Here is a 22,773-nt window from a genome sequence, read left to right as displayed (position 1 = left end):
AAGGGCGAAACTTGAGTATGGACCGCTACACCCGCGCCGCCATGGGACTAAAGTCACAACCGACCTGCAAATTTGCAGACAACGCAGAAACGCCCCATAACGGTGCAAAGCCTCTAGAATAGGCCACCCCTTCAGCCACCGAGCAGCTCATGGACATCGATCAGGCCCGTACCTTTCTGGAAATCGTGCGTTGCGGCAGCCTGGTCGCCGCCGCCGAACGCCTGTTCGTGTCACAGACGGCGATCACCGCGCGGGTGCAGCGCCTGGAGCAGCAACTGGGCTGCCAGCTGTTCGTGCGCAGCCGCAACGGCGCCAGCCTGACCAGCGACGGCGAGGCATTCGTCAGTTATGCCAACCAGATGGTGCAAACCTGGGAAGCGGCGCGCCGCGACCTCCCGCTGCCCCAAGGCTGCCAGCAAGTGCTGCACGTGGGCGCTGAGGTGAGCCTGGGCAACCCGATGCTGCTCGACTGGGTCAGTGCCCTGCACCGCGAGCTGCCCAGCCATGCCATCCGCAGCGAGGTGAGCGACGGCGAATCGCTGCTGCGCAAGGTCGAGATGGGCCTGCTGGATGCCGCGCTGGTCTACCAGCCGACCTACGGCCCGGGCCTGCAGGTGGAGCAGTTGATGGAGGAGAAGCTGATCCGTGTGCGCCGGGTCGCCCAGCCAGACCCGTACATCTATATCGACTGGGGAGAAGCCTTCCGTCGCCAGCACGATGCCGCCCTGCCCGACTGCGCGCGCCCGGCGCTGAGCTTCAACCTGGGCCCGCTGGCCTTGCAGTTCATACTCGACCAGGGCGGCAGTGGTTACTTCCGCACGCGGGTAGTGCAGGCCTATCTGGACAGCGGGGTGTTCGAGCGGGTACCGCAGGCGCCGGAATTCACCTACCCGACCTTCCTGGTGTACCCGCGCAAACGCGACAGCGAAGCCCTGCAACAGGCCTTCGCCATCCTGCGCCGGCTGGTGGCCGCCGGCGCCAGCGACTGGTCACAACGCTGGGACCCGCTTATCTGAAGCCTCGGCCTCGCTAAGCAACTGGCGCTTGAGGCCGGCGATCAGGTCGGTCTGGGTGATCACCCCCACCAACTGGTCGGCATCGAGCACCGGCAGGCAATGCAGGCCCTGTTCGCACAGCAGTGGCAGCAAGCGCTCCAGCGGGTGCTGGCTGCTGACACTGATTACCCGGCGGCTCATCACCTGCTCCATGCGCACCGTCTTGCGGCCGAACAACCCACGCCAACTGAAGCGGCCACGCTGCATGGCCGGGCCGACCAGATCGCTGAGGCTGACTACTCCCACCAGCTTGCCCTGCTGCAGCACCGGCAGGGTTTTGAGGTGGTGGCTGGCCAGCAGTTTCCAGGCCTGCTCCAAGGTGGTGTCGGGCGTGGCGAACTGCACGTCGCGGGACATCACCGAGGCCGCGGTGATGCCGCCGAGGCTGCGCTGCAGGGCGTGTTGCTCGGTGGCCAGGATGATGCGCTCCAGTTCGTCACGGGTGACATCGACGAACTCGCCCAGTTCTTCCAGAGCCTGGTCCAGGTCTTCCCCACGGATGCCGACCCGCTCGCTGGGCAGCGGGTCATGGGTGTGGTGCAGGTCCTTGCGCGGCACCGCGCCTTTCGGGTAGCGCACGCCGGTGAGGTGGTTGTAGAGGATCGCCACCGCTACCAGGATCAGCGCGTTGAGTAGCACCGGCTCCAGCAGGTGGTCGCCCATGGCGGTAAGCCCGGGGTCGGCCAGCACCGCGCTCACCGCCACCCCGCCGCCTGGCGGGTGCAGGCAGCGCAGCAGGCACATCACCAGAATCGAGATACCCAGGGCTGCAGCGGCAACCCACAGCTGCGGGCCGAAGCCCTGACGCATGGCCAGGCCGACCGCACCGGCCAAGGCGTAGCTGCCCAGTACAGGCCAGGGCTGGGCCAACGGGCCGGAGTGCACGGCGAACACCAGCACGGCCGAAGCCGCCAGCGGGCCGAGCAGGTGCAAGGCAATGCTGGGGCCGTAGGCCATGCTGGTCAGCCAGCCGGCGAGGAACAGGCCGAACAACGCGCCGATACCGGCACGCAACCATTCTTTGGGGGGAATATTCAGGGGCGCTGGCAACAGCCGCTGCAAACGACTTTCGAAACGCGAGGCAGGCATGTAGGTAATCGGAATCTGTAGTTTTTCTGGTTAAAAAGAAAGCCCAGCCGAGGTGGCCTGGGCCTCGTATTGCGGTTGCAATAGCACAAGGGGCTCCGTCCGTGGAGAGATGGAAACCGCAAGGTTTCGTGGGGGAATTTTGCCGGGTGGGGTGAGATTGGGCTAATTCAAAAAAATGCGGCTGTACTGCAATTTTTTTGCAGTGGTGATATGGCCAGCAAATTCCTCAAGCGCGCCGCGCAATTTGTGGGAGCGGGTTCACCCGCGAAGAATGCGACACGGTGCATGGCACCGGCTTCGCCGGTGTTCGCGGGTAAACCCGCTCCCACAGGGCCCTGGTATTACCGAGCCTTGCGCGGCAAGTCGATGCTCACCCGCAGCCCGCCCAACGGGCTATCCAGCAGCGCCAGGCGCCCGCCCCAGGCCTCGACGATATCCCGCACGATGCCCAACCCCAGCCCGTGCCCGTCTACCTGCTCGTCCAGCCGCGAGCCGCGCTCCAGCACCTGCTGCCGCTGACCCTCGGGGATACCGGGGCCATCATCATCGACCCACACCTGGTAGCCATCGGCACTCGGCGCGATACCCAGCCGCACCTCGCTGTCGGCCCACTTGCAGGCGTTGTCCAGCAGGTTGCCGAGCAGTTCCAGGAAGTCCTCGCGGTCCCACGGCAGCAGCAGCCCGGGCGGCACATCCCTGGCCAGCAGCAGGCCCTCGCCATGGATCATGCCCAGCGTCCCCAGCAACCCCGGCAGTTCGACGTCGCAGTCGAACTGCGCGCCAGGCAGCGCATCCCCCGCCAGGCGCGCACGGTTCAGCTCACGCGCCAGGCGCTGCTGAATCTGCTCCAGTTGCTCGCGCATCTGCGCGCGAACATCCGGCAGGTCTTTCAGGCGCTCGCTGGAGGCCAGGCTCAGCAACACCGCCAGCGGCGTCTTCAATGCATGGCCCAGGTTGCCCAGGGCATTGCGCGAGCGGCGCAGGCTGTCTTCGGTATGGCTCAGCAGGTGGTTGATCTGCCCCACCAGCGGCGCCAGTTCGCTGGGCACTTCGGCATCCAGCTGCGAGCGCTGGCCCTGCTGCAACTGGGCGATCTGCTGGCGTGCCCGCTCCAGCGGCCGCAGCGAGCGGGTCACGGTGATGCGCTGCAACACCAGCACCAGGATCAGCGCTACCAGGCCCATGCCCAGGCCGATCTGCTGCAGGCGCCGGAAACCTTCGCGTACCGGTGAATAATCCTGTGCCACGCTGATCGAGATGTCCTGGCCCAGGCGCCGGTAGTCGGCACGCAGGGCAAGCAGTTGCTGGCCTTCCGGGCCGAGTTCGTGGCTGTCGGAAAGGCCCGGCGCGGCGGGTTTGGGCATGTCCAGATCCCACAGCGACCGGGAACGCCAGGTGCCTTTATCGAAATCGATGCGGAAGTAATAGCCGGAAAACGGCCGCTGGTAGGCGGCCGAGATACGCCGCTCATCCAGCTGCAGACCCGAAGGCCCGCGCACCAGGGCCACCAGCAGGTTTTCGCTTTCCTTGCGCAGGCCATTCTCCAGGTAGCGCTGCAGGCCGACCTCGAACAACCACAGGGTCAGCTGCGCCAGCACCAGGCCGACCACCACCAGCACCGCCACCAGGCCCAGGCTCAGGCGCGCCTGGATCGACTTCACGCGGCGCTCCCGGCGTAGATGTAGCCCTGCCCGCGGCGGGTCTCGATGACGCTGCGGCCCAGCTTGCGTCGCAAGTGGTTGACGTGCACTTCCAGCACGTTGGAGTCGCGCTCGGCTTCACCGTCGTAGAGGTGCTCGGCCAGGTGGCTCTTGGACAGGATCTGCTGCGGATGCAGCATGAAGTAGCGCAGCAGGCGGAACTCGGCGGCGGTCAGCTGGATATCCACGCCGTCACGGTTCACGCACTGCCGGCTTTCGTCCAGGTGCAGGCCGGCCGCTTCCAGCGTTGGCTGGTTGGCCAGGCCACGGGCACGGCGCAACAACGCCTGGATGCGCAGCTGCAGTTCTTCGGGGTGGAAGGGTTTGCTCAGGTAGTCATCCGCCCCGGCCTTCAGCCCTTCGATACGCTCGGCCCACGAGCCACGGGCAGTAAGGATCAACACCGGCGTGGCCAGGCCGGCGGCACGCCACTGGGCCAGCACTTCCAGGCCCGGCAGGCCCGGCAGGCCAAGGTCCAGGATGATCAGGTCGTAGGGTTCGCTCTGGCCCTGATACACCGCGTCGCGGCCATCGGCCAGCCAATCCACGGCGTAGCCCTGGCGCTGCAGGCCTGCGGTAAGTTCATCGGCCAACGGTACATTGTCCTCGACAAGCAACAGGCGCATTCAGTCGTCTTCCTCGTCTTTTAGCAGGGCACCGCTGCTGGCATCGAGTTTGATCTCGCGCACCACGCCTTCAGCTGTCAGCAACTCGACTTCGTATTCGTAGCGATTGTCGTCTTCTTCCAGCTCGGCCTCCAGCAGGCGCGCCCCGGGGTGACGCCCCAGGGCGGTCTCCAACAGATGCTCGAGCGGCAGGATGATGCCCTTCTGGCGCAGTTCCAGGGCTTCGTCCTGATCAAGGTCACGGGCAACGGCCAGGGAACAGACGGCCAGCAGCGCCAGCGCGAAGTAGCGCGCCGGCCGCAGTAGGTGGATCATCAGTTGTCCCGCTCGTCCTTCAGCACTTCACCGGTCTTGGCGTCCAGCGCCACGTCCCATTCGACGTTCTGCGTGTCGCGCAGCTCGACCTTGTAGACGTAGCGACCATACTCATCTTCAAGTTCCGAGTCGGTGACGGTGGCTCCTGGGTGCTTGGCCACGGCGGCGGCCTTGAGTTCATCCAGCGACTTGACGGTCTTGGCATTTACCAGCTTGACCACTTCGTCGGGCTGCACATCCTTGGCGATGGCGGAATGGGCGCCCAGGGCAAGGGCGGCGGCTACGGTGAACAGGGCAGTCATGCGTTTCATCGTTCTTCTCTCCTGAGAACTGTGCAAGTTGTCTACGGGGTTAAGATTAACCACCGGTCCTTAATTCAACCTGAAAACAACTGGCGCCATGATAGCGCAGGTCAGGCTGCTGTCTCGCGATCACCGAATCCTGCGCGGTCCCTGTGGGAGCGGGCTTGCCCGCGAACACCGGCGCAGCCGGTGCCATACACCATGTTGCATGCTTCGCGGGTGAACCCGCTCCCACAGGGTATTCGCATGAAGCCTTATAATGACCGCCTGCTGCCCAAGAGATCCGCCATGAACGCCATTCACATCAAATACCCCGCCCTCACCTTCAAGGCCGGCCAACGCGCCCTGCGGCAGGTCCGCGAGCGCGGCCTGCAGGCGGCCGATGTCGGTGTGCTGCCGGGTGCGGCTGGCGGGCCGAAGCCGCTGGGCATCCAGGGCCTGGACCTGGCGCTGTTCGGTGAGTGGCTGCCGTCGGCACCACGCCAACGTGCGCTGATCGGCGCCTCGATCGGCGCCTGGCGCTTTGCCAGTGCCTGCCTCGACGACCCGGTCGCAGGCATCCGTCGCCTGGGCGAACTGTACACCGAGCAGGATTTCACCAAGGGCGTCACCCCGGCCGAAATCAGCCGCAGTTGCCAACACATGCTCGATGACCTGCTGCAAGGCCGCGACAGCCAGTTGCTGGCCAACCCGCATATCGCCTGAACATCCTGGTGGTGAAGAGCCATGGCCAGCTCGCCCACGACCATCGGGGCCGCCTGGGCCTCGGCCTGGGTTCGGTGATCGCCAGCAACCTGCTCGGCCGCTCGCGCCTGGCACGGCACTTCGAGCGCGTCATCCTGCACGACGGCCGCGCCACGCCGCCGCTCGACGCACTGACCGACTTCCCCTCGCGCTGCCTGCCGCTGGACCTGGCCAACCTGCGCCATGCCCTGCTTGCCTCGGGCTCCATCCCCATGGTCATGGAAGGCGTGAAAGACATCCCTGGTGCAGGTGCAGGCACCTACCGCGACGGCGGCCTGCTCGACTACCACCTCGACCTGCCCTACCGCGGCGACGACCTGGTGCTGTACCCGCACTTCACCGACAAGGTCGTACCCGGCTGGTTCGACAAGGCCCTGCCCTGGCGCAAGGGCGATGCCACGCGCCTGCAGAACGTGCTGCTGATGACGCCCTCGCCGCAGTACCTGGCGGCCCTGCCCTACGGCAAGCTGCCCGACCGCAATGACTTCAAGCGTTTCATGGGCGATGCGCCTGGCCGCAAGCGCTACTGGTACAAGGCCATTGCCGAGAGCCAGCGGCTGGGCGACGAGCTGCTGGAGCTGATTGCCACCGGGCGGTTGCATGAACGCCTGCAAGCCTTGTAGCGGCCATGCTGGTAGACTGCGCGCATTCTTGATTCACACAGAGTTATGACAGCGTGGAAATTTTTAAAGAATTTACATTCGAGTCGGCCCACCGCCTGCCGCACGTCCCTGCCGGGCACAAATGCGGTCGCCTGCACGGCCACTCGTTCAAGGTCGGCCTGCACCTGACCGGCCCGCTCGACCCGCACACCGGCTGGATCCGCGACTTCGCCGAGATCAAGGCGATCTTCAAGCCGATCTACGAGCAACTGGACCACAACTACCTGAACGACATCCCGGGCCTGGAAAACCCCACCAGCGAAGTGATCGCCAAGTGGATCTGGGACCAGGTCAAGCCGCTGCTGCCGGAACTGTCGAAGGTGCGCATCCACGAAACCTGCACCAGCGGTTGCGAATATACCGGCGACTGATTTGGTAAACGCACCAGCCCATTCGCGGGCATGCCCGCTCCCACAGGATGCCCACCGTTCTCGAGGTCTGTGATACACCTGCGGGCGTGCCCGCGAAGAGGCCGGCAGCTTCACCAATAAAGCTTCAGCCCTGCCCCGCCTCCAAGGCATCGCGCAGGAAACCGGGGGCGATGTAGCGCTGGTAATGCGCCTCGGACAGCAGGAAGAACTCGCGGTCGATGGCGTCGCGCAACTGCGGCAGCTCCCAGTCGCGAAATTCCGGCAACAGCACCATGCCGTAGGCTTCCAGGTCACGGATCATCCGCGCCCCGCGGGCAATCAGCTGGTACGCCCAGCAATATTCCGACTGCTGCTCGACAAAGCGGATGGAACGCTGCTCCAGTTGCTGGCGCAGCAGGCCTTTGTCGAACACCTCCAGCTTGGCCATCATCACCTGCACCAGCAGCTGCTCCAGGCGCAGCCACACGGCGCGCTTCTGCGCATCGTCGTAGCCGTTCCAGCTGATCACTTCGTGGTGAAACCGCTTGCAGCCACGGCAAACCGTGTCTCCGTAAACCGTGGAGCACAGGCCGACACAAGGGGTCTTGATGGACTTGTTGGACATGAAAAACAACAGCTTGGCGATGGAACACGAACCCATGTTAGCCCTTTGTCTAACCAGGGTCACTCGTTAAAGTCATCTTCGCCGCCTTACCTTCGGGCTTTTTTTGCCGTAGAATCATCCCGCCTTTTCAAAGGCAACAATGTCCGTTGGAAGCTGTTTTCAAAGCGTCACGAGCACAGTTCATCCGGTAGAACGGTGTTGGCCCGGGCCATGCATCCCTCGCATGCCCGTGCCAGCCCTCATCAGCTCCCCGTTCTGCAGGCGTAAAACTTTGAAAGCAGCTTCTGTAAGGATTCTTTGCGACTCTGGCTGGGCGGCCCACAAAGCCGTGGCAGCGCATGGGTGCATTGAATGCTGGATGAGCGTCCCGGACCCCCTTTAGGGACCACTGATGAGGGAAATAACTGTGCTTGAAGCCTACCGCAAACACATCGAAGAGCGTGCCGCCCTGGGTATCGTGCCCCAGCCGCTGAACGCCGAACAAACTGCAGGCCTGGTCGAGCTGCTGAAAAACCCGCCGGCCGGCGAAGAAGCCTTCCTCGTAGACCTGATCACCCACCGCGTACCGCCAGGGGTCGACGAAGCTGCCTATGTCAAGGCCGCTTTCCTCTCCGCCGTCGCCAAAGGCGAAGCCAAGTCGCCTCTGATCGACCGCAAGCACGCCACCGAACTGCTGGGCACCATGCAGGGCGGCTACAACATCGAAACGCTGGTCGCACTGCTGGATGACGCCGAACTGGGCGCCGTCGCGGCCGAACAGCTCAAGCACACCCTGCTGATGTTCGATGCCTTCCACGACGTGGCCGAAAAAGCCAAGGCCGGCAACGTTCACGCCAAGGCCGTGCTGGAATCCTGGGCTGCCGGCGAGTGGTTCACCTCGCGTCCGGCCATCGCCGACAAGTACACCCTGACCGTGTTCAAGGTCCCTGGCGAAACCAACACCGACGACCTGTCCCCTGCCCCGGACGCCTGGTCGCGCCCTGACATCCCGCTGCACGCACTGGCCATGCTGAAGATGGCCCGCGACGGCATCGAGCCGCAGCAGCCTGGTTCGGTCGGCCCGCTGGCCCAGATCGAAGCGGTCAAGGCCAAGGGTTACCCGGTTGCCTACGTCGGTGACGTGGTCGGTACCGGTTCTTCGCGCAAATCCGCCACCAACTCGGTGCTGTGGTTCTTCGGCGACGACATTCCGTACGTACCGAACAAGCGCGCCGGTGGTTTCTGCTTCGGTACCAAGATCGCCCCGATCTTCTACAACACCATGGAAGACGCCGGCGCCCTGCCGATCGAATTCGACTGCACCAACCTGGCCATGGGCGACGTCATCGACGTTTACCCGTTCAAGGGCGAAGTGCGCCGTAACGGCAGCGACGAACTGGTCACCACCTTCGAGCTGAAAACCGAAGTGCTGCTGGATGAAGTCCGCGCTGGCGGCCGTATCCCGCTGATCGTCGGCCGTGGCCTGACCGAGAAGGCCCGTGCCGAACTGGGCCTGGGCGCCTCCGACCTGTTCAAGAAGCCGGAGCAGCCTGCCGATTCGGGCAAGGGCTTCACCCTGGCACAGAAAATGGTCGGCCGTGCCTGCGGCCTGCCGGAAGGCCAGGGCGTGCGCCCAGGTGCCTACTGCGAGCCGAAGATGACCACCGTCGGTTCCCAGGACACCACTGGCCCGATGACCCGCGACGAGCTGAAGGACCTGGCGTGCCTGGGCTTCTCCGCTGACCTGGTGATGCAGTCGTTCTGCCACACCGCGGCCTATCCGAAGCCGATCGACGTCACCACCCACCACACCCTGCCAGACTTCATCCGCACCCGTGGCGGCGTGTCGCTGCGCCCGGGCGACGGCATCATCCACAGCTGGCTGAACCGCATGCTGATGCCTGACACCGTGGGTACCGGTGGCGACTCGCACACCCGCTTCCCGATCGGCATCTCGTTCCCGGCCGGTTCCGGCCTGGTGGCCTTCGCCGCCGCCACCGGCGTCATGCCGCTGGACATGCCAGAATCCGTGCTGGTGCGCTTCAAGGGCAAACTGCAGCCAGGCATCACCCTGCGTGACCTGGTCCACGCCATCCCTTACTACGCCATCCAGAAGGGCCTGCTGACCGTCGAGAAGAAGGGCAAGAAGAACATCTTCTCCGGCCGCATCCTCGAGATCGAAGGCCTGAACGAGCTGACCGTCGAGCAAGCCTTCGAGCTGTCCGACGCCTCGGCCGAGCGTTCCGCTGCCGGTTGCACCATCAAGCTGCCAGAGAAGGCCATCGCCGAGTACCTGCAGTCCAACATCACCCTGCTGCGCTGGATGATCGGCGAAGGCTACGGCGATGCCCGCACCCTGGAGCGCCGCGCCCAGGCCATGGAAGCCTGGCTGGCCAAGCCTGAGCTGCTGTCGGCCGACGCTGATGCCGAGTACGCCGAGATCATCGAAATCGACCTGGCCGAAGTGAAAGAGCCTGTGCTCTGTGCACCGAACGACCCGGACGATGCCCGCCTGCTGTCTTCGGTACAGGGCGAGAAGATCGACGAAGTGTTCATCGGCTCGTGCATGACCAACATCGGCCACTTCCGCGCTGCCGGCAAGCTGCTGGACAAGGTCAAGGGCGGTATCCCGACCCGTCTGTGGCTGGCTCCGCCAACCAAGATGGACGCTCACCAGCTGACCGAAGAAGGCTACTACGGCATCTACGGCAAGGCTGGCGCGCGCATGGAAATGCCAGGCTGCTCGCTGTGCATGGGTAACCAGGCACGTGTGCAGACCGGTTCGACCGTGGTCTCCACCTCGACCCGTAACTTCCCGAACCGTCTGGGCGACGCCACCAACGTGTACCTGGCATCGGCCGAGCTGGCTGCTGTCGCTTCGATCATCGGCAAGCTGCCGACCGTCGAAGAGTACATGCAGTACGCGAAGGACATCGACAGCATGGCTGCCGACGTTTACCGCTACCTGAGCTTCGACCAGATCGCCGAGTTCCGCGAAGCGGCAGCCAACGCCAAGATCCCGGTGGTTCAGGCATAAGCTGAGTTGTAAGACGTAAAAGAAAGCCCCGGCAGAAATGTCGGGGCTTTCTTGTTTCCACCTGTACCGGCCTCTTCGCGGCTAAAGCCGCTCCCACATGGCCCCCACAGTTTTCGAGGGCTGCGCAAGACCTTGTGGGAGCGGCTTTAGCCGCGAAGAGGCCAGCACAGGCAACCTCAGATCACGAACAGGTCGACAAACCTGTGCACCGCCATCCGCTCCAGCTTCTGCTGGTCCTTGCACACATCCACGATCTCCCCACACCGCTGCCGCGCAAAGCGCGTCGCCAGGTTGTCCCTGAACTTGGCCTCCAGCAACGGTATGCCCTCCCCTCGCCGCCGGCGATGCCCGATCGGGTACTCCACCACCACCTGCTCGGTACTGCTGCCATCCTTGAAGAACACTTGCAGCGCATTGGCGATCGAGCGCTTGTCCGGCTCCAGGTACTCACGGCTGAAGCGCGGGTCTTCCACCACCTCCATCTTTTCACGCAGGCGGTCGATGCTTGGGTGGTTGGCATGGAAGGCGTCTTCGTAATGCTCGGCCACCAGATGCCCGAAAATCAGTGGCACTGCCACCATGTACTGCAGGCAGTGGTCGCGGTCGGCGGCATTGGCCAGCGAGCCGCTCTTGGAAATGATGCGGATCGCCGACTCCTGAGTGGTAATGACGATACGGTCGATCTCGTGAAGGCGGTTACGTACCAGCGGATGCAATGTTACCGCAGCCTCACAGGCGGTCTGGGCGTGGAACTCGGCAGGGAAACTGACCTTGAACAGCACGTTTTCCATCACGTAGCTACCCAGGGCTTGCGGCAGGCGCAGCTCTTGCTGCTCGGACGGCTTGAGCGCCAGGTCCTTGTTGGTGTGGCTGAACAGCACATCGTAGAAGCCCCACTGCGGCGCGGTGAGCACGCCAGGCACGCCCATCTCGCCACGCAGGGCAATGTCGGCCAGGCGCACGCCACGGCTGGAAGCATCCCCGGCGGCCCACGATTTGCGCGAACCAGCGTTGGGCGCATGGCGGTAGGTACGCAGCGCCTGGCCATCGACAAACGCGTGGGACAAGGCGCTCAGCATCTGCTCACGGTTGGCCCCCATCAGCCTGGCGCACACGGCGGTGGAGGCTACCTTGACCAGAATCACATGGTCGAGGCCAACGCGGTTGAAGGCGTTTTCCAGCGCCAGCACGCCCTGGATCTCGTGAGCCATGACCATGGCTTCGAGCACATCGCGCATCAGCAGTGGCGCTTCACCTGCGGCCACGCGCTTCTGCGACAGGTGATCGGCAACGGCCAGGATGCCGCCGAGGTTGTCCGACGGGTGGGCCCATTCGGCGGCCAGCCAGGTATCGTTATAGTCCAGCCAGCGAACCGTGCAGCCGATGTCCCAGGCAGCCTTGACCGGGTCGAGGCGGTAGGCGGTGCCGGGCACGCGGGCGCCGTTGGGCACCAGGGTGCCTTCCACCTGGGGGCCTAGCAACTTGGTGCATTCGGGGAAGCGCAGAGCCAGCAGGCCGCAGCCGAGGGTATCCATCAGGCAGTTGCGCGCGGTATCCAGGGCTTCGGCGGATTCGACCCGATACGTGAGGGCGTAATCGGCGAGGGTTTGCAGCACCCGGTCGTAGTCCGGGCGGGCGTTGAGGTCTACGTTGGCGCTCATATCCAGCTCCCTTCAGAATTGCCGGGGCTGCTTTGCAGCCCTTCGCGACACAAGGCCGCTCCTACAGGTACCGCGCAAACCGTGTAGGAGCGGGCTTGCCCGCGAAGGGGCGCAAAGCGGCCCCAACGAACTAAAGCCGAGCGCCAGTGGTGCGTTAGAAGCTATCGCCAGGCACGCGAACCCAGCCCTCCATCAGCACGCGAGCACTGCGGCTCATGATTGCCTTGGTCACTGTCCATTCACCATTCACCTGGCGCGCCTCGGCCCCCACCCGCAGGGTGCCCGAGGGGTGGCCGAAACGCACGGCGCTGCGCTCGCCCCCGCCTGCGGCGAGGTTGACCAACGTGCCCGGAATGGCCGCCGCGGTACCGATGGCCACCGCGGCCGTCCCCATCATTGCATGGTGCAGCTTGCCCATCGACAAGGCCCGTACCAGCAGGTCGATATCACCTGCCTGCACCGCTTTGCCACTGGACGCAGTGTAGGTGCTCGGCGGCGCGACGAAAGCCACTTTCGGCGTGTGCTGACGCCCGGCAGCCTGGTCGACGTTGTCGATCAGGCCCATGCGCACGGCGCCATGGGCGCGAATCGTCTCGAAGCGCAGCAGCGCCTGCGAGTCACCGTTGATGGCGTCCTGCAGTTCGGTGCCGGTGTAGCCGATATCCGCCGCATTGACGAAGATGGTCGGGATGCCGGCATTGATCAGGGTCGCCTTGAACGTACCGACACCCGGCACCTCGAGGTCATCGACCAGGTTGCCGGTGGGGAACATCGCCCCGCCGTCGCCATCTTCGTCGGCCGCCGGATCGAGGAATTCCAGCTGCACCTCGGCGGCCGGGAAGGTCACCCCGTCCAGCTCGAAGTCGCCGGTTTCCTGTACTTCACCTTCGGTGATCGGCACATGGGCGATGATGGTCTTGCCGATGTTGGCCTGCCAGATGCGCACGGTGGCGATGCCATTGCGCGGAATGCGTGCCGGGTCGACCAGGCCGCTGCTGATGGCGAACGAACCGACCGCGGCGGAGAGGTTGCCGCAGTTACCGCTCCAGTCGACGAAGGCCTTGTCGATGCTGACCTGGCCGAACAGATAGTCGACGTCGTGCTCAGGCTTGATGCTCTGCGACAGAATCACGGTCTTGCTGGTGCTCGAAGTGGCACCGCCCATGCCGTCGATCTGCTTGCCGTAAGGGTCGGGGCTGCCGATCACCCGCAGCAGCAGTGCGTCGCGGGCCGGGCCGGGGATCTGCGCCTGCTCGGGCAGGTCTTGCAGGCGGAAGAACACGCCTTTGCTGGTGCCGCCACGGATGTAGGTGGCGGGGATTTTTACTTGCGGTACATGAGCCATGTTCAATTCCTGTCTTGCGCACCCCCTGTGGGAGCGGGTTCACCCGCGAAAGCGTCCGATCAGAAAACAATGTTGTATCTGCTGACGCATTCGCGGGTAAACCCGCTCCCACAGAGGACCGCGCTGCTCTTGATTAGGCGGTCGCTTCGAGGAAGTCCTGAGCGAAGCGCTGCAGCACCCCGCCGGCCTCGTAGATCGACACTTCCTCGGCGGTGTCCAGGCGGCAGGTCACCGGTACCTCCAGGCGCTCGCCGTTGGCGCGGGTAACCACCAGGGTCAGCGTCGCCCGCGGCGTGCGCGCGCCCAGCACGTCATAGGTTTCGCTGCCATCCAGGCCGAGGGTCTTGCGGTCGGTGCCCGGCTTGAACTCCAGCGGCAGTACGCCCATGCCCACCAGGTTGGTACGGTGAATACGCTCGAAGCCTTCAGCGACGATCGCCTCGACACCGGCCAGACGCACACCCTTGGCCGCCCAGTCACGGGACGAACCCTGGCCGTAGTCGGCACCGGCGACGATGATCAGTGGCTGCTTGCGCTCCATGTAGGTCTCGATCGCCTCCCACATGCGGGTGACCTTGCCTTCCGGCTCGATACGCGCCAGCGAGCCCTGCTTCACGCTGCCGTCTTCCTTGCGCACCATTTCGTTGAACAGCTTGGGGTTGGCAAAGGTGGCGCGCTGGGCGGTCAGGTGGTCGCCACGGTGGGTAGCGTAAGAGTTGAAGTCCTCCTCCGGCAGGCCCATCTTCGCCAGGTACTCGCCGGCAGCGCTGTCGAGCATGATGGCGTTGGACGGCGACAGGTGGTCGGTGGTGATGTTGTCCGGCAGCACTGCCAGCGGGCGCATGCCGCGCAGGGTCCGTTCACCGGCCAAGGCACCCTCCCAGTAAGGTGGGCGGCGGATGTAGGTGCTCATCGGGCGCCAGTCATACAACGGCGCCACCTTCGGCCCACGGTCTTCCTCGATGGCGAACATCGGGATGTACACCTTGCGGAACTGCTCCGGCTTGACCGCAGCACGTACCACCGCGTCGATTTCTTCGTCGCTGGGCCAGATATCCTTGAGGCGGATTTCCTTGCCATCGACCACGCCCAGTACATCCTTCTCGATGTCGAAGCGAATGGTACCGGCGATGGCGTAGGCCACTACCAGTGGCGGCGAAGCGAGGAAGGCCTGCTTGGCATACGGGTGGATGCGCCCGTCGAAGTTGCGGTTGCCCGACAGCACGGCGGTGGCGTACAGGTCACGGTCGATGATTTCTTGCTGGATCACCGGGTCCAGGGCGCCGGACATGCCGTTGCAGGTGGTGCAGGCGAAGGCGACGATGCCAAAGCCGAGCTGCTCAAGCTCCTTCTCCAGCCCGGCTTCTTCCAGGTACAGCTGCACGGCCTTGGAACCAGGCGCCAGCGACGACTTGACCCACGGCTTGCGGGCCAGCCCCAGTTTGTTGGCATTGCGCGCCAGCAGGCCTGCGGCAATCACGTTGCGCGGGTTGCTGGTGTTGGTGCAGCTGGTGATGGCAGCAATGATCACCGCGCCATCTGGCATCTGCCCTGGCACTTCTTCCCAGCTGCCGGCGATGCCTTTGGCCGCCAGGTCGCTGGTGGCGACGCGGGCATGCGGGTTGGACGGGCCGGCCATGTTGCGCACCACGCTCGACAGGTCGAAGCTCAGGGTGCGCTCGTAGACTGCGCCGCCCAGGCTGTCGGCCCACAGGCCGGTGGCCTTGGCATAGGTTTCCACCAGCTTGACCTGTTGCTCTTCGCGACCGGTCAGGCGCAGGTAGTCGATGGTCTGCTGGTCGATGGCGAACATCGCCGCAGTGGCGCCATATTCCGGGGCCATGTTGGAAATGGTGGCGCGGTCGCCCAGGGTCAGGGCACGTGCACCCTCGCCGTGGAACTCCAGGTAGGCGCCGACGACTTTCTGCTTGCGCAGGAATTCGGTCAGGGCCAGCACCAGGTCGGTGGCGGTGATGTTCGGCGCCAGCTTGCCGGTCAGCTCGACGCCGACGATTTCCGGCAGGCGCATCCACGAGGCACGGCCGAGCATCACGTTCTCGGCCTCCAGGCCACCCACGCCGATGGCGATCACGCCCAGGGCGTCGACATGCGGGGTGTGGCTGTCGGTGCCGACGCAGGTGTCCGGGTAGGCCACGCCACGGTCGTTGTGGATCACCGGCGACATCTTCTCCAGATTGATCTGGTGCATGATGCCGTTGCCCGGCTGGATCACGTCGACGTTCTTGAACGCCTTCTTGGTCCAGTTGATGAAGTGGAAGCGGTCTTCGTTGCGGCGGTCTTCGATGGCGCGGTTCTTTTCGAAGGCCTGCGGGTCGAAACCACCGCACTCGACGGCCAGCGAGTGGTCGACGATCAGCTGCACCGGCACCACAGGGTTGACCTGGGCCGGGTCGCCGCCTTTGTCGGCAATGGCGTCACGCAGGCCGGCGAGGTCGACCAGTGCAGTCTGGCCGAGAATGTCGTGGCACACCACGCGGGCCGGGAACCACGGGAAGTCGAGGTCGCGCTTGCGCTCGATCAGCTGGCCCAGCGAGGCGTCGAGGGTAGCCGGGTCGCAGCGGCGCACCAGGTTCTCGGCGAGTACGCGAGAGGTGTAAGGCAGGCCATCGTAGGCGCCGGGCTTGATGGCCTCGACCGCCGCGCGGGCATCGAAGTAGTCCAGGTCGGTGCCTGGCAGGTGCTTGCGGAATGCAGTGTTCATATCGTTATCAGGCTCGGTCACGGTATTCGGGGGCAGGTGCGGCTCAGGCCTTGGGGGCGCTACGCGCCCCTTTCGCGACACAAGGCCGCTCCCACAGGTACTGCGCCGTCCCTGTGGGAGCGGCCTTGTGTCGCGAAAGGGCTGCGCAGCAGCCCCAGCGATCTATGACTCAGCGCTGCTCGATCGGCACGAACTGGCGCTGCTCGACGCCGACATACTCGGCGCTCGGGCGGATGATGCGGTTGTTGGCGCGCTGTTCGAAGACGTGCGCCGCCCAGCCGGTCAGGCGCGAGCAGACGAAGATCGGGGTGAACAGCTTGGTCGGGATGCCCATGAAGTGGTACGCCGAGGCGTGGTAGAAGTCGGCGTTGGGGAACAGGCGCTTCTGCTCCCACATGGTCTTGTCGATGGCTTCGGAGACCGGGTACAGCACCTTGTCACCGACTTCGTCGGCGAGCTGTTTCGACCAGCCCTTGATCACCTCGTTGCGCGGGTCGGACTCTTTGTAGATGGCATGGCCAAAGCCCATGATCTTGTCCTTGCGCTCGAGCATGCGCAGCAGCTCGGCAGTGGCTTCCTGCGGGCTCTGGAAGCGCTCGATCAATTCCATCGCCGCCTCGTTGGCACCGCCGTGCAGCGGGCCGCGCAGCGAGCCGATGGCAGCGGTGACGCAGGAGTACAGGTCGGACAGGGTCGAGGCACAAACGCGAGCGGTGAAGGTCGAGGCGTTGAACTCGTGCTCGGCGTAGAGGATCAGCGACACGTTCATGACCTTGACGTGCAGCTCGCTCGGCTTCTTGCCGTGCAGCAGGTGCAGGAAGTGGCCACCGAGGGTGTCTTCGTCGCTAGTGCAGTCGATACGCACGCCATCGTGGGTGAAGCGATACCAGTAGCACATCACCGCCGGGAACAGTGCCAGCAGGCGGTCGGTCTTGTCACGCTGGGCCTCGAAGGTCAGTTCGGGCTCCAGGGTACCCAGCACCGAGCAACCTGTGCGCATCACGTCCATCGGGTGGGCGTCACGGGGGATACGCTCGAGCACTTCCTTCAGGGCTTGCGGCAGGTCGCGCAGGCCCTTGAGCTTGCGCTTGTAGTCGGCCAGTTCGGCTTTGCTCGGCAGCTCGCCGTACAGCAGCAGGTAGGCGACTTCCTCGAATTCGGCACCGGCTGCCAGGTCACGCACATCGTAACCGCGGTAGGTCAGCCCGGCACCGGCCTGGCCCACGGTCGACAGCGCGGTCTGGCCGGCCACCTGGCCGCGCAGGCCTGCGCCACTGAGTACTTTTGCTTCGGCCATGGTGTTTCTCCTTTCTTGAACTTGTTATGGAAATCTAGCTGGCTAGTCAGTTTTGCCTGTGCCGGCCTCTTCGCGGGCAAGCCCGCTCCTACAGGGACGGTGTGGCACTCTATGCCTGTGGGGTCCCTGTGGGAGCGGGTGCCCCCGCGAAGAGGCCAGCCGCTCTAACGCAAATCTTTGACCTTCAGCCCTTCTTCTGGGCAAACAGCGCATCGAGGCTCTGCTCGAAGGCGTGGTAACCAATGGCATCGTAGAGCTCCATGCGGGTCTGCATGGTGTCGATCACGTTCTTCTGCGTGCCGTCGCGGCGCAGCGCGGTGTACACGTTCTCGGCTGCCTTGTTCATGGCGCGGAACGCCGACAGCGGGTACAGCACCAGCGACACGTCGACCGAGGCCAGCTCCTCGGTGGTGTACAGCGGCGTGGCGCCAAACTCGGTGATATTGGCCAGGATCGGTGCCTTCACCCGGTCGGCGAAGGTCTTGTACATCTGCAGTTCGGTGATGGCTTCCGGGAAGATCATGTCGGCACCGGCCTCGACGCAGGCGGCGGCGCGGTCCAGGGCGGCGTTCAGGCCCTCGACGGCCAGGGCATCGGTACGCGCCATGATCACGAAGCTGTCATCGGTACGGGCATCGACTGCGGCCTTGATGCGGTCGACCATTTCCTGCTGGCTGACGATTTCCTTGTTCGGGCGGTGGCCGCAGCGCTTGGCGCCAACCTGGTCCTCGATATGGATGGCGGCAGCGCCGAACTTGCTCATCGAGCGCACGGTACGGGCGACGTTGAAGGCAGAGGCACCGAAACCGGTGTCGACATCCACCAGCAGCGGCAGGTCGCACACGTCGGTGATGCGGCGCACATCGGTGAGTACATCGTCCAGGCCGCTGATGCCCAGGTCCGGCAGGCCCAGCGAACCGGCGGCGACGCCGCCACCGGACAGGTAGATGGCCTTGAAGCCGGCGCGTTTGGCCAGCAGGGCATGGTTGGCGTTGATGGCGCCAACCACCTGCAGCGGATGTTCAGCGGCAACGGCGTCGCGGAAACGCTGACCGGGGGTGCTCTTCACAGTCATTTCTCACCTCGTGGGCTGTTGTTGTGGGCGTCCAGATAGTGACGCTCGATATTGCGCTTGGACGCGCCGATGTGGCGGCGCATCAGGAGTTCGGCCAGCTCGCCGTCACGGTCGGCGATGGCATCGAGAATGCGGTGGTGTTCGGCAAAGGCCTGGCGCGGCCGGTTGGGCGTGGCGGAGAACTGGATGCGGTACATGCGCACCAGCTGGTACAGCTCGCCGCAGAGCATCTTGACCAGGGTCTGGTTACCGCTGCCCTGGATGATCCGGTAATGAAAGTCGTAGTCGCCTTCCTGCTGGTAATAGCCCAGGCCGGCCTGGAACGCGGCATCGCGCTCGTGGGTGTCGAGCACCCGGCGCAGTTCGTCGATGTCGGCCTGGCTCATGCGTTCGGCGGCCAGGCGGCAAGCCATGCCTTCCAGCGATTCGCGAATTTCGTACAGCTCGATCAGTTCGGCATGATTGAGCGACACCACCCGCGCCCCCACATGCGGCACGCGCACCAGCAGGCGCTGGCCTTCGAGGCGGTGGATGGCCTCGCGCAGCGGCCCGCGGCTGATGCCATAGGTACGCGCCAGCTCCGGCTCGGAAATCTTGCTGCCGGGGGCGATATCGCCCTTGACGATGGCCGCCTGGATGCGCCGGAAGACGTTTTCGGACAAGGTTTCCGTTTCGTCTGTCAGCACCGGGCTGGGGGTGGATAGGTCCTGCATATTGTCGACACCTTGAAAATCTCTTTGCCAGAAATTAGCGAATTAGACCGAAGCAGTCAAAGACAAAATCAATATTGTCGACAATCGTCTAAGAACGAACTAATGCCAGCCCGGTGCTGTCAGATCGCGCACCGCTGGCGTCAAGGCGCCGGCGTGATAGAATGCCGCGCCTCCGATGGAGTATGGATAGCCTGTCTGTCATCCATTCATGCTGTTGACAGATTAACGAGGAAGCTTGCGCAGTCGCTGCCAGTCGCCTTGCCCTGAACACGGCTCTGAACATGGCTTTGAAAACAGCCCCGAACCTTGCACTGCACCGCGCCAGGAATATGAGACTTACACCCGCATCATTGCTGCTCTGCCTCACCCTGCTGCCGGCCCTTGGCCAGGCCGCAGGCAAGACCGTGTACGGTCTCAACGAATATGCACGCCTGGGCGACCTGGACCTGGAAGTGGCCGCCAAGCTCGACACCGGCGCCAAGACCGCGTCGCTCAGCGCCCGCGATATCAAGCGCTTCAAGCGCAACGGCGAAAGCTGGGTGCGCTTCTACCTGGCCATCGACGCCGCCCATTCGCACCCCATCGAACGCCCGCTGGCACGCGTAAGCAAGATCAAGCGCCGGGCCGGCGACTATGATGCCGAATCGGGCAAGGCCTACACCGCGCGCCCGGTCATCGAACTTGAAATCTGCATGGGCCAGGCCATGCGCACCATCGAAGTCAACCTCACCGACCGCAGCGCCTTCCAGTTCCCGCTGCTGATCGGCTCCGAGGCGCTCAAGCACTTCGACGCGCTGGTCGACCCAAGCCTTAAATACGCGGCCGGCAAACCTGCCTGTGCCACCGACGCTCCCAAAGCAGAGTAATCCCGATGCGCTCTCTTACCCTCCATCTGAAAGTCCTGATCACCGTGCTGGTGCTGTTGGGCGTGGCGGTCACGGCTTATCAGATCTTCGTACTCGGCATCCCGGTAACCGAGGATGAAACCGACGACCTGTGGAATATCGACGCCAAGGTCGAGTTCGTGGCCAGCACCAAGGACCCGGTCAAGGTGCAGATGTTCGTGCCACCGCTGAACCGCGACTACGTCAGCCTCAACGAGAGCTTCATCTCCAACAACTATGGGGTGAGCGTCAACCGTGCCGACGGCAACCGCAAGGTCACCTGGTCGGCCCGCCGCGCCAGCGGCAACCAGACCCTTTACTACCGCCTGGTGCTGACCAAGCGCTACAGCAACGAGAAGACCACGATCAAAGGCCCGACCTTCCGTGACAGCCTGGCAGTGGAAGGCCCCGAGAAGATCGCCGCCGAGGCCCTGATGGCGCCGATCCGCCAGCACTCGGCCGACGTCGAGACCTTCGTCAGCGAGACCATCAAGCGGGTCAACAACCTCAACGACGACAACGTCAAGCTGCTGCTGGCCGGCGACACCTCGGCCATGAAGAAGGCCCAGGTCATCGACCTGCTGCTGTCGATCGCCCACGTACCGATGGAGAAGGTGCACACCATTCGCCTGGTGGCCGACACCCCGCAAACCCCGGAGCTGTGGCTGCGCAGCTTCAATGGCACCGACTGGCTGTACTTCAACCCCGACACCGGCGAGCAGGGCCTGCCCAGCGATCGCCTGCTGTGGTGGACCGGTGACGACAACCTGATCACCGTCGATGGCGGCAAGAAGGCCAACGTTACCTTCAGCATGAACAACAGCGAGATGAACGCCATCCGCCTGGCCAAGCTGACCGACGAGAATACCGACGCCGATTTCCTCGAATATTCGCTGTACGGCCTGCCGCTGCAGACCCAGCAAACCTTCATGATCATGGTGATGATCCCGATCGGTGTGCTGGTGATCCTGGTGCTGCGCAACCTGGTCGGCCTGCAGACCCTGGGTACCTTCACCCCGGTACTGATCGCCCTGGCCTTCCGCGAGACCCAGCTGGGCTTCGGTATCGTGCTGTTCACGGTAATCACCGCCCTGGGCCTGTCGCTGCGCTCGTACCTGGAACACCTGAAGCTGCAGATGCTGCCACGCCTGTCTGTGGTCCTGACCTTCGTCGTGGTACTGATTGCCGCCATCAGCCTGTTCAGCCACAAGCTGGGCCTGGAGCGCGGGCTGTCGGTAGCGCTGTTCCCGATGGTGATCCTGACCATGACCATCGAGCGCCTGTCGATCACCTGGGAAGAGCGTGGCGGCGGTCATGCCATGAAAGTGGCCATCGGCACCCTGTTCGCCGCTTCCCTGGCGCACCTGTTGATGATGGTGCCGGAGCTGGTGTACTTCGTGTTCACCTTCCCGGCCGTGCTGTTGATCCTGGTGGGCTTCATGCTGGCAATGGGTCGCTACCGCGGCTACCGCCTGACCGAGCTCGTGCGCTTCAAGGCATTCCTGAAGAAGGCTGACGCCTGATGTTTGGCCTGATCAAGACGTGGAAAGCCCTGGAGGCCCGGGGCATCATGGGTATCAACCGGCGCAACGCGGACTACGTGCTGAAGTACAACAAGCGCCACCTGTACCCGATCGTCGACGACAAGATCATCACCAAGGAGCGCGCCCTGGCGGCCGGCATCCATGTGCCGGAAATGTACGGCATCATCGAGACCGAGAAAGAGATCGAGAAGCTCGACCAGATCATCGGCGGGCGCAACGATTTCGTCATCAAGCCGGCGCAGGGCGCTGGCGGTGACGGCATCCTGGTGATCGCCGACCGCTTCGAGGACCGCTACCGCACGGTGTCCGGCAAGATCATCAGCCACGAGGAAATCGAACACCAGATCTCGAGCATCCTCACCGGCCTGTACTCGCTGGGCGGGCACCGCGACCGTGCGCTGATCGAGTACCGGGTCACCCCCGACCAGATCTTCAAGAGCATCAGCTACGAGGGCGTGCCGGACATCCGCATCATCGTGCTGATGGGCTACCCGGTGATGGCCATGCTGCGCCTGCCGACCCGCCAGTCCGGCGGCAAGGCCAACCTGCACCAGGGCGCCATCGGCGTGGGTGTCGACCTGGCTACCGGCGTGACCTTGCGCGGCACCTGGCTGAACAACATCATCAGCAAGCACCCGGACACCACCAACGCGGTGGATGGCGTGCAACTGCCGAACTGGGACGGCTTCATGAAGCTGGCCGCCGGCTGCTACGAGCTGTGCGGCCTGGGCTACATCGGTGTCGACATGGTGCTGGACCAGGACAAGGGGCCGCTGATTCTCGAGCTCAACGCTCGCCCCGGCCTGAACATCCAGATCGCCAACGACTGCGGCCTGACCCAGCGCACCCACGCCATCGAGGCGCACTTGGAAGCGCTGGCCAAGGATGGCATCAGCGAAGATGCCGAACAGCGCGTGCGGGTATCGCAAGGTTTGTTCGGGCACGTGCATCCGCGCTGAAATCGCCGGGGCTGCTGCGCAGCCCATCGCGACACAAGGCCGCTCCGATCTCCTTTAGGAGCGGCCTTGTGTCGCGATAGGGCCCCAAG

The 22,773-nt window shown here is 64.2% G+C and carries 18 protein-coding genes and 1 pseudogene; 7 read left to right on the top strand and 12 right to left on the bottom strand.

What is annotated here, in order from left to right; translation table 11 throughout:
- The first annotated feature begins 149 nt into the window (after window positions 1-149).
- On the top strand, window positions 150-1,016 hold the full coding sequence (locus tag KDB76_RS10365; protein WP_013971922.1) for a LysR family transcriptional regulator: 867 nt from the start codon (window positions 150-152) through the stop codon (window positions 1,014-1,016).
- Here KDB76_RS10365 and KDB76_RS10360 read toward each other — a convergent pair.
- The 5 genes from KDB76_RS10360 to KDB76_RS10340 form a co-directional block, all read right to left on the bottom strand.
- Entirely contained in the window at window positions 990-2,144 is a 1,155-nt protein-coding gene (locus tag KDB76_RS10360) for an HPP family protein (RefSeq protein WP_015269724.1), read from the bottom strand. The genes KDB76_RS10365 and KDB76_RS10360 overlap by 27 nt on opposite strands.
- A 341-nt stretch (window positions 2,145-2,485) precedes the next feature.
- Window positions 2,486-3,805 (bottom strand): sensor histidine kinase, encoded by a 1,320-nt coding sequence (locus tag KDB76_RS10355; RefSeq protein ID WP_013971920.1) that lies wholly within the window; start codon window positions 3,803-3,805, stop codon window positions 2,486-2,488.
- Window positions 3,802-4,470, bottom strand: a complete 669-nt coding sequence (locus KDB76_RS10350) for a response regulator transcription factor (protein ID WP_038409231.1) — start codon at window positions 4,468-4,470, stop codon at window positions 3,802-3,804. The genes KDB76_RS10355 and KDB76_RS10350 overlap by 4 nt, the downstream gene beginning before the upstream one ends.
- Window positions 4,471-4,785 carry a PepSY domain-containing protein gene (locus KDB76_RS10345; protein WP_013971918.1) on the bottom strand — a complete coding sequence of 105 codons (315 nt, stop codon included), beginning with the start codon at window positions 4,783-4,785 and terminating at the stop codon, window positions 4,471-4,473. It lies immediately after the preceding gene.
- Window positions 4,785-5,096 (bottom strand): PepSY domain-containing protein, encoded by a 312-nt coding sequence (locus KDB76_RS10340; protein ID WP_003256549.1) that lies wholly within the window; start codon window positions 5,094-5,096, stop codon window positions 4,785-4,787. The genes KDB76_RS10345 and KDB76_RS10340 overlap by 1 nt, the downstream gene beginning before the upstream one ends.
- A gap of 279 nt (window positions 5,097-5,375) precedes the next feature.
- Here KDB76_RS10340 and KDB76_RS10335 point away from each other — a divergent pair.
- Together KDB76_RS10335 and queD are read left to right on the top strand one after the other, a co-directional pair.
- Window positions 5,376-6,454 (top strand): annotated as a pseudogene (locus KDB76_RS10335) (patatin-like phospholipase family protein).
- Between the two features lie 53 nt (window positions 6,455-6,507).
- A complete protein-coding gene (gene queD, locus KDB76_RS10330; protein WP_003256551.1) occupies window positions 6,508-6,864 on the top strand; it encodes a 6-carboxytetrahydropterin synthase QueD in 357 nt (118 codons plus the stop codon).
- 124 nt (window positions 6,865-6,988) lie between these two features.
- On the opposite strand, the gene KDB76_RS10325 is transcribed toward queD, so the two are convergent.
- Window positions 6,989-7,468 carry a DUF1289 domain-containing protein gene (locus KDB76_RS10325; RefSeq protein WP_015269719.1) on the bottom strand — a complete coding sequence of 160 codons (480 nt, stop codon included), beginning with the start codon at window positions 7,466-7,468 and terminating at the stop codon, window positions 6,989-6,991.
- A 406-nt stretch (window positions 7,469-7,874) separates the two neighbouring features.
- Here KDB76_RS10325 and acnB point away from each other — a divergent pair, with 406 nt between their 5' ends.
- Window positions 7,875-10,484, top strand: coding sequence for a bifunctional aconitate hydratase 2/2-methylisocitrate dehydratase (acnB, locus tag KDB76_RS10320; RefSeq protein ID WP_023661205.1), 2,610 nt, complete (start codon window positions 7,875-7,877; stop codon window positions 10,482-10,484).
- Window positions 10,485-10,660: 176 nt separating this feature from the next.
- Here acnB and prpD read toward each other — a convergent pair whose 3' ends face one another.
- The 6 genes from prpD to KDB76_RS10290 all read right to left on the bottom strand — a co-directional run bounded on the left by prpD (window position 10,661) and on the right by KDB76_RS10290 (window position 19,297).
- Entirely contained in the window at window positions 10,661-12,145 is a 1,485-nt protein-coding gene (gene prpD / locus KDB76_RS10315; RefSeq protein ID WP_038409228.1) for a 2-methylcitrate dehydratase, read from the bottom strand.
- A gap of 154 nt (window positions 12,146-12,299) precedes the next feature.
- Window positions 12,300-13,490: a 2-methylaconitate cis-trans isomerase PrpF gene (gene prpF, locus KDB76_RS10310; protein ID WP_013971913.1), complete on the bottom strand. Its 1,191-nt coding sequence runs from the start codon at window positions 13,488-13,490 to the stop codon at window positions 12,300-12,302.
- A 133-nt stretch (window positions 13,491-13,623) separates the two neighbouring features.
- Window positions 13,624-16,212: a Fe/S-dependent 2-methylisocitrate dehydratase AcnD gene (gene acnD / locus KDB76_RS10305; protein WP_015269715.1), complete on the bottom strand. Its 2,589-nt coding sequence runs from the start codon at window positions 16,210-16,212 to the stop codon at window positions 13,624-13,626.
- A gap of 169 nt (window positions 16,213-16,381) precedes the next feature.
- Window positions 16,382-17,509 carry a 2-methylcitrate synthase gene (gene prpC, locus KDB76_RS10300; protein ID WP_013971911.1) on the bottom strand — a complete coding sequence of 376 codons (1,128 nt, stop codon included), beginning with the start codon at window positions 17,507-17,509 and terminating at the stop codon, window positions 16,382-16,384.
- 184 nt (window positions 17,510-17,693) lie between these two features.
- A complete protein-coding gene (gene prpB, locus KDB76_RS10295; protein WP_003259689.1) occupies window positions 17,694-18,584 on the bottom strand; it encodes a methylisocitrate lyase in 891 nt (296 codons plus the stop codon).
- Window positions 18,581-19,297, bottom strand: a complete 717-nt coding sequence (locus tag KDB76_RS10290) for a GntR family transcriptional regulator (protein ID WP_013971909.1) — start codon at window positions 19,295-19,297, stop codon at window positions 18,581-18,583. Before KDB76_RS10290 ends, prpB begins: the two co-directional genes overlap by 4 nt.
- Window positions 19,298-19,626: 329 nt before the next feature.
- On the opposite strand from KDB76_RS10290, the gene KDB76_RS10285 reads away from it, so the two are divergent.
- Genes KDB76_RS10285 through KDB76_RS10275 form a run of 3 tightly spaced genes read left to right on the top strand, consistent with a single transcriptional unit; the run spans window position 19,627 to window position 22,684 of the window.
- Window positions 19,627-20,163: an ATP-dependent zinc protease gene (locus KDB76_RS10285; RefSeq protein WP_023662146.1), complete on the top strand. Its 537-nt coding sequence runs from the start codon at window positions 19,627-19,629 to the stop codon at window positions 20,161-20,163.
- Between the two features lie 5 nt (window positions 20,164-20,168).
- Window positions 20,169-21,704, top strand: a complete 1,536-nt coding sequence (locus tag KDB76_RS10280; protein WP_038409225.1) for an inactive transglutaminase family protein — start codon at window positions 20,169-20,171, stop codon at window positions 21,702-21,704.
- Window positions 21,704-22,684 (top strand): alpha-L-glutamate ligase-like protein, encoded by a 981-nt coding sequence (locus KDB76_RS10275; protein WP_013971907.1) that lies wholly within the window; start codon window positions 21,704-21,706, stop codon window positions 22,682-22,684. The genes KDB76_RS10280 and KDB76_RS10275 overlap by 1 nt, the downstream gene beginning before the upstream one ends.
- Window positions 22,685-22,773 lie beyond the last annotated feature (89 nt).

The organism is Pseudomonas sp. JS425 (assembly GCF_018223845.1).
GTDB lineage: Bacteria > Pseudomonadota > Gammaproteobacteria > Pseudomonadales > Pseudomonadaceae > Aquipseudomonas > Aquipseudomonas asiatica.
Note: the sequence above shows the minus strand (reverse complement) of the source record. Positions and strands in the feature narration are given on the sequence as shown.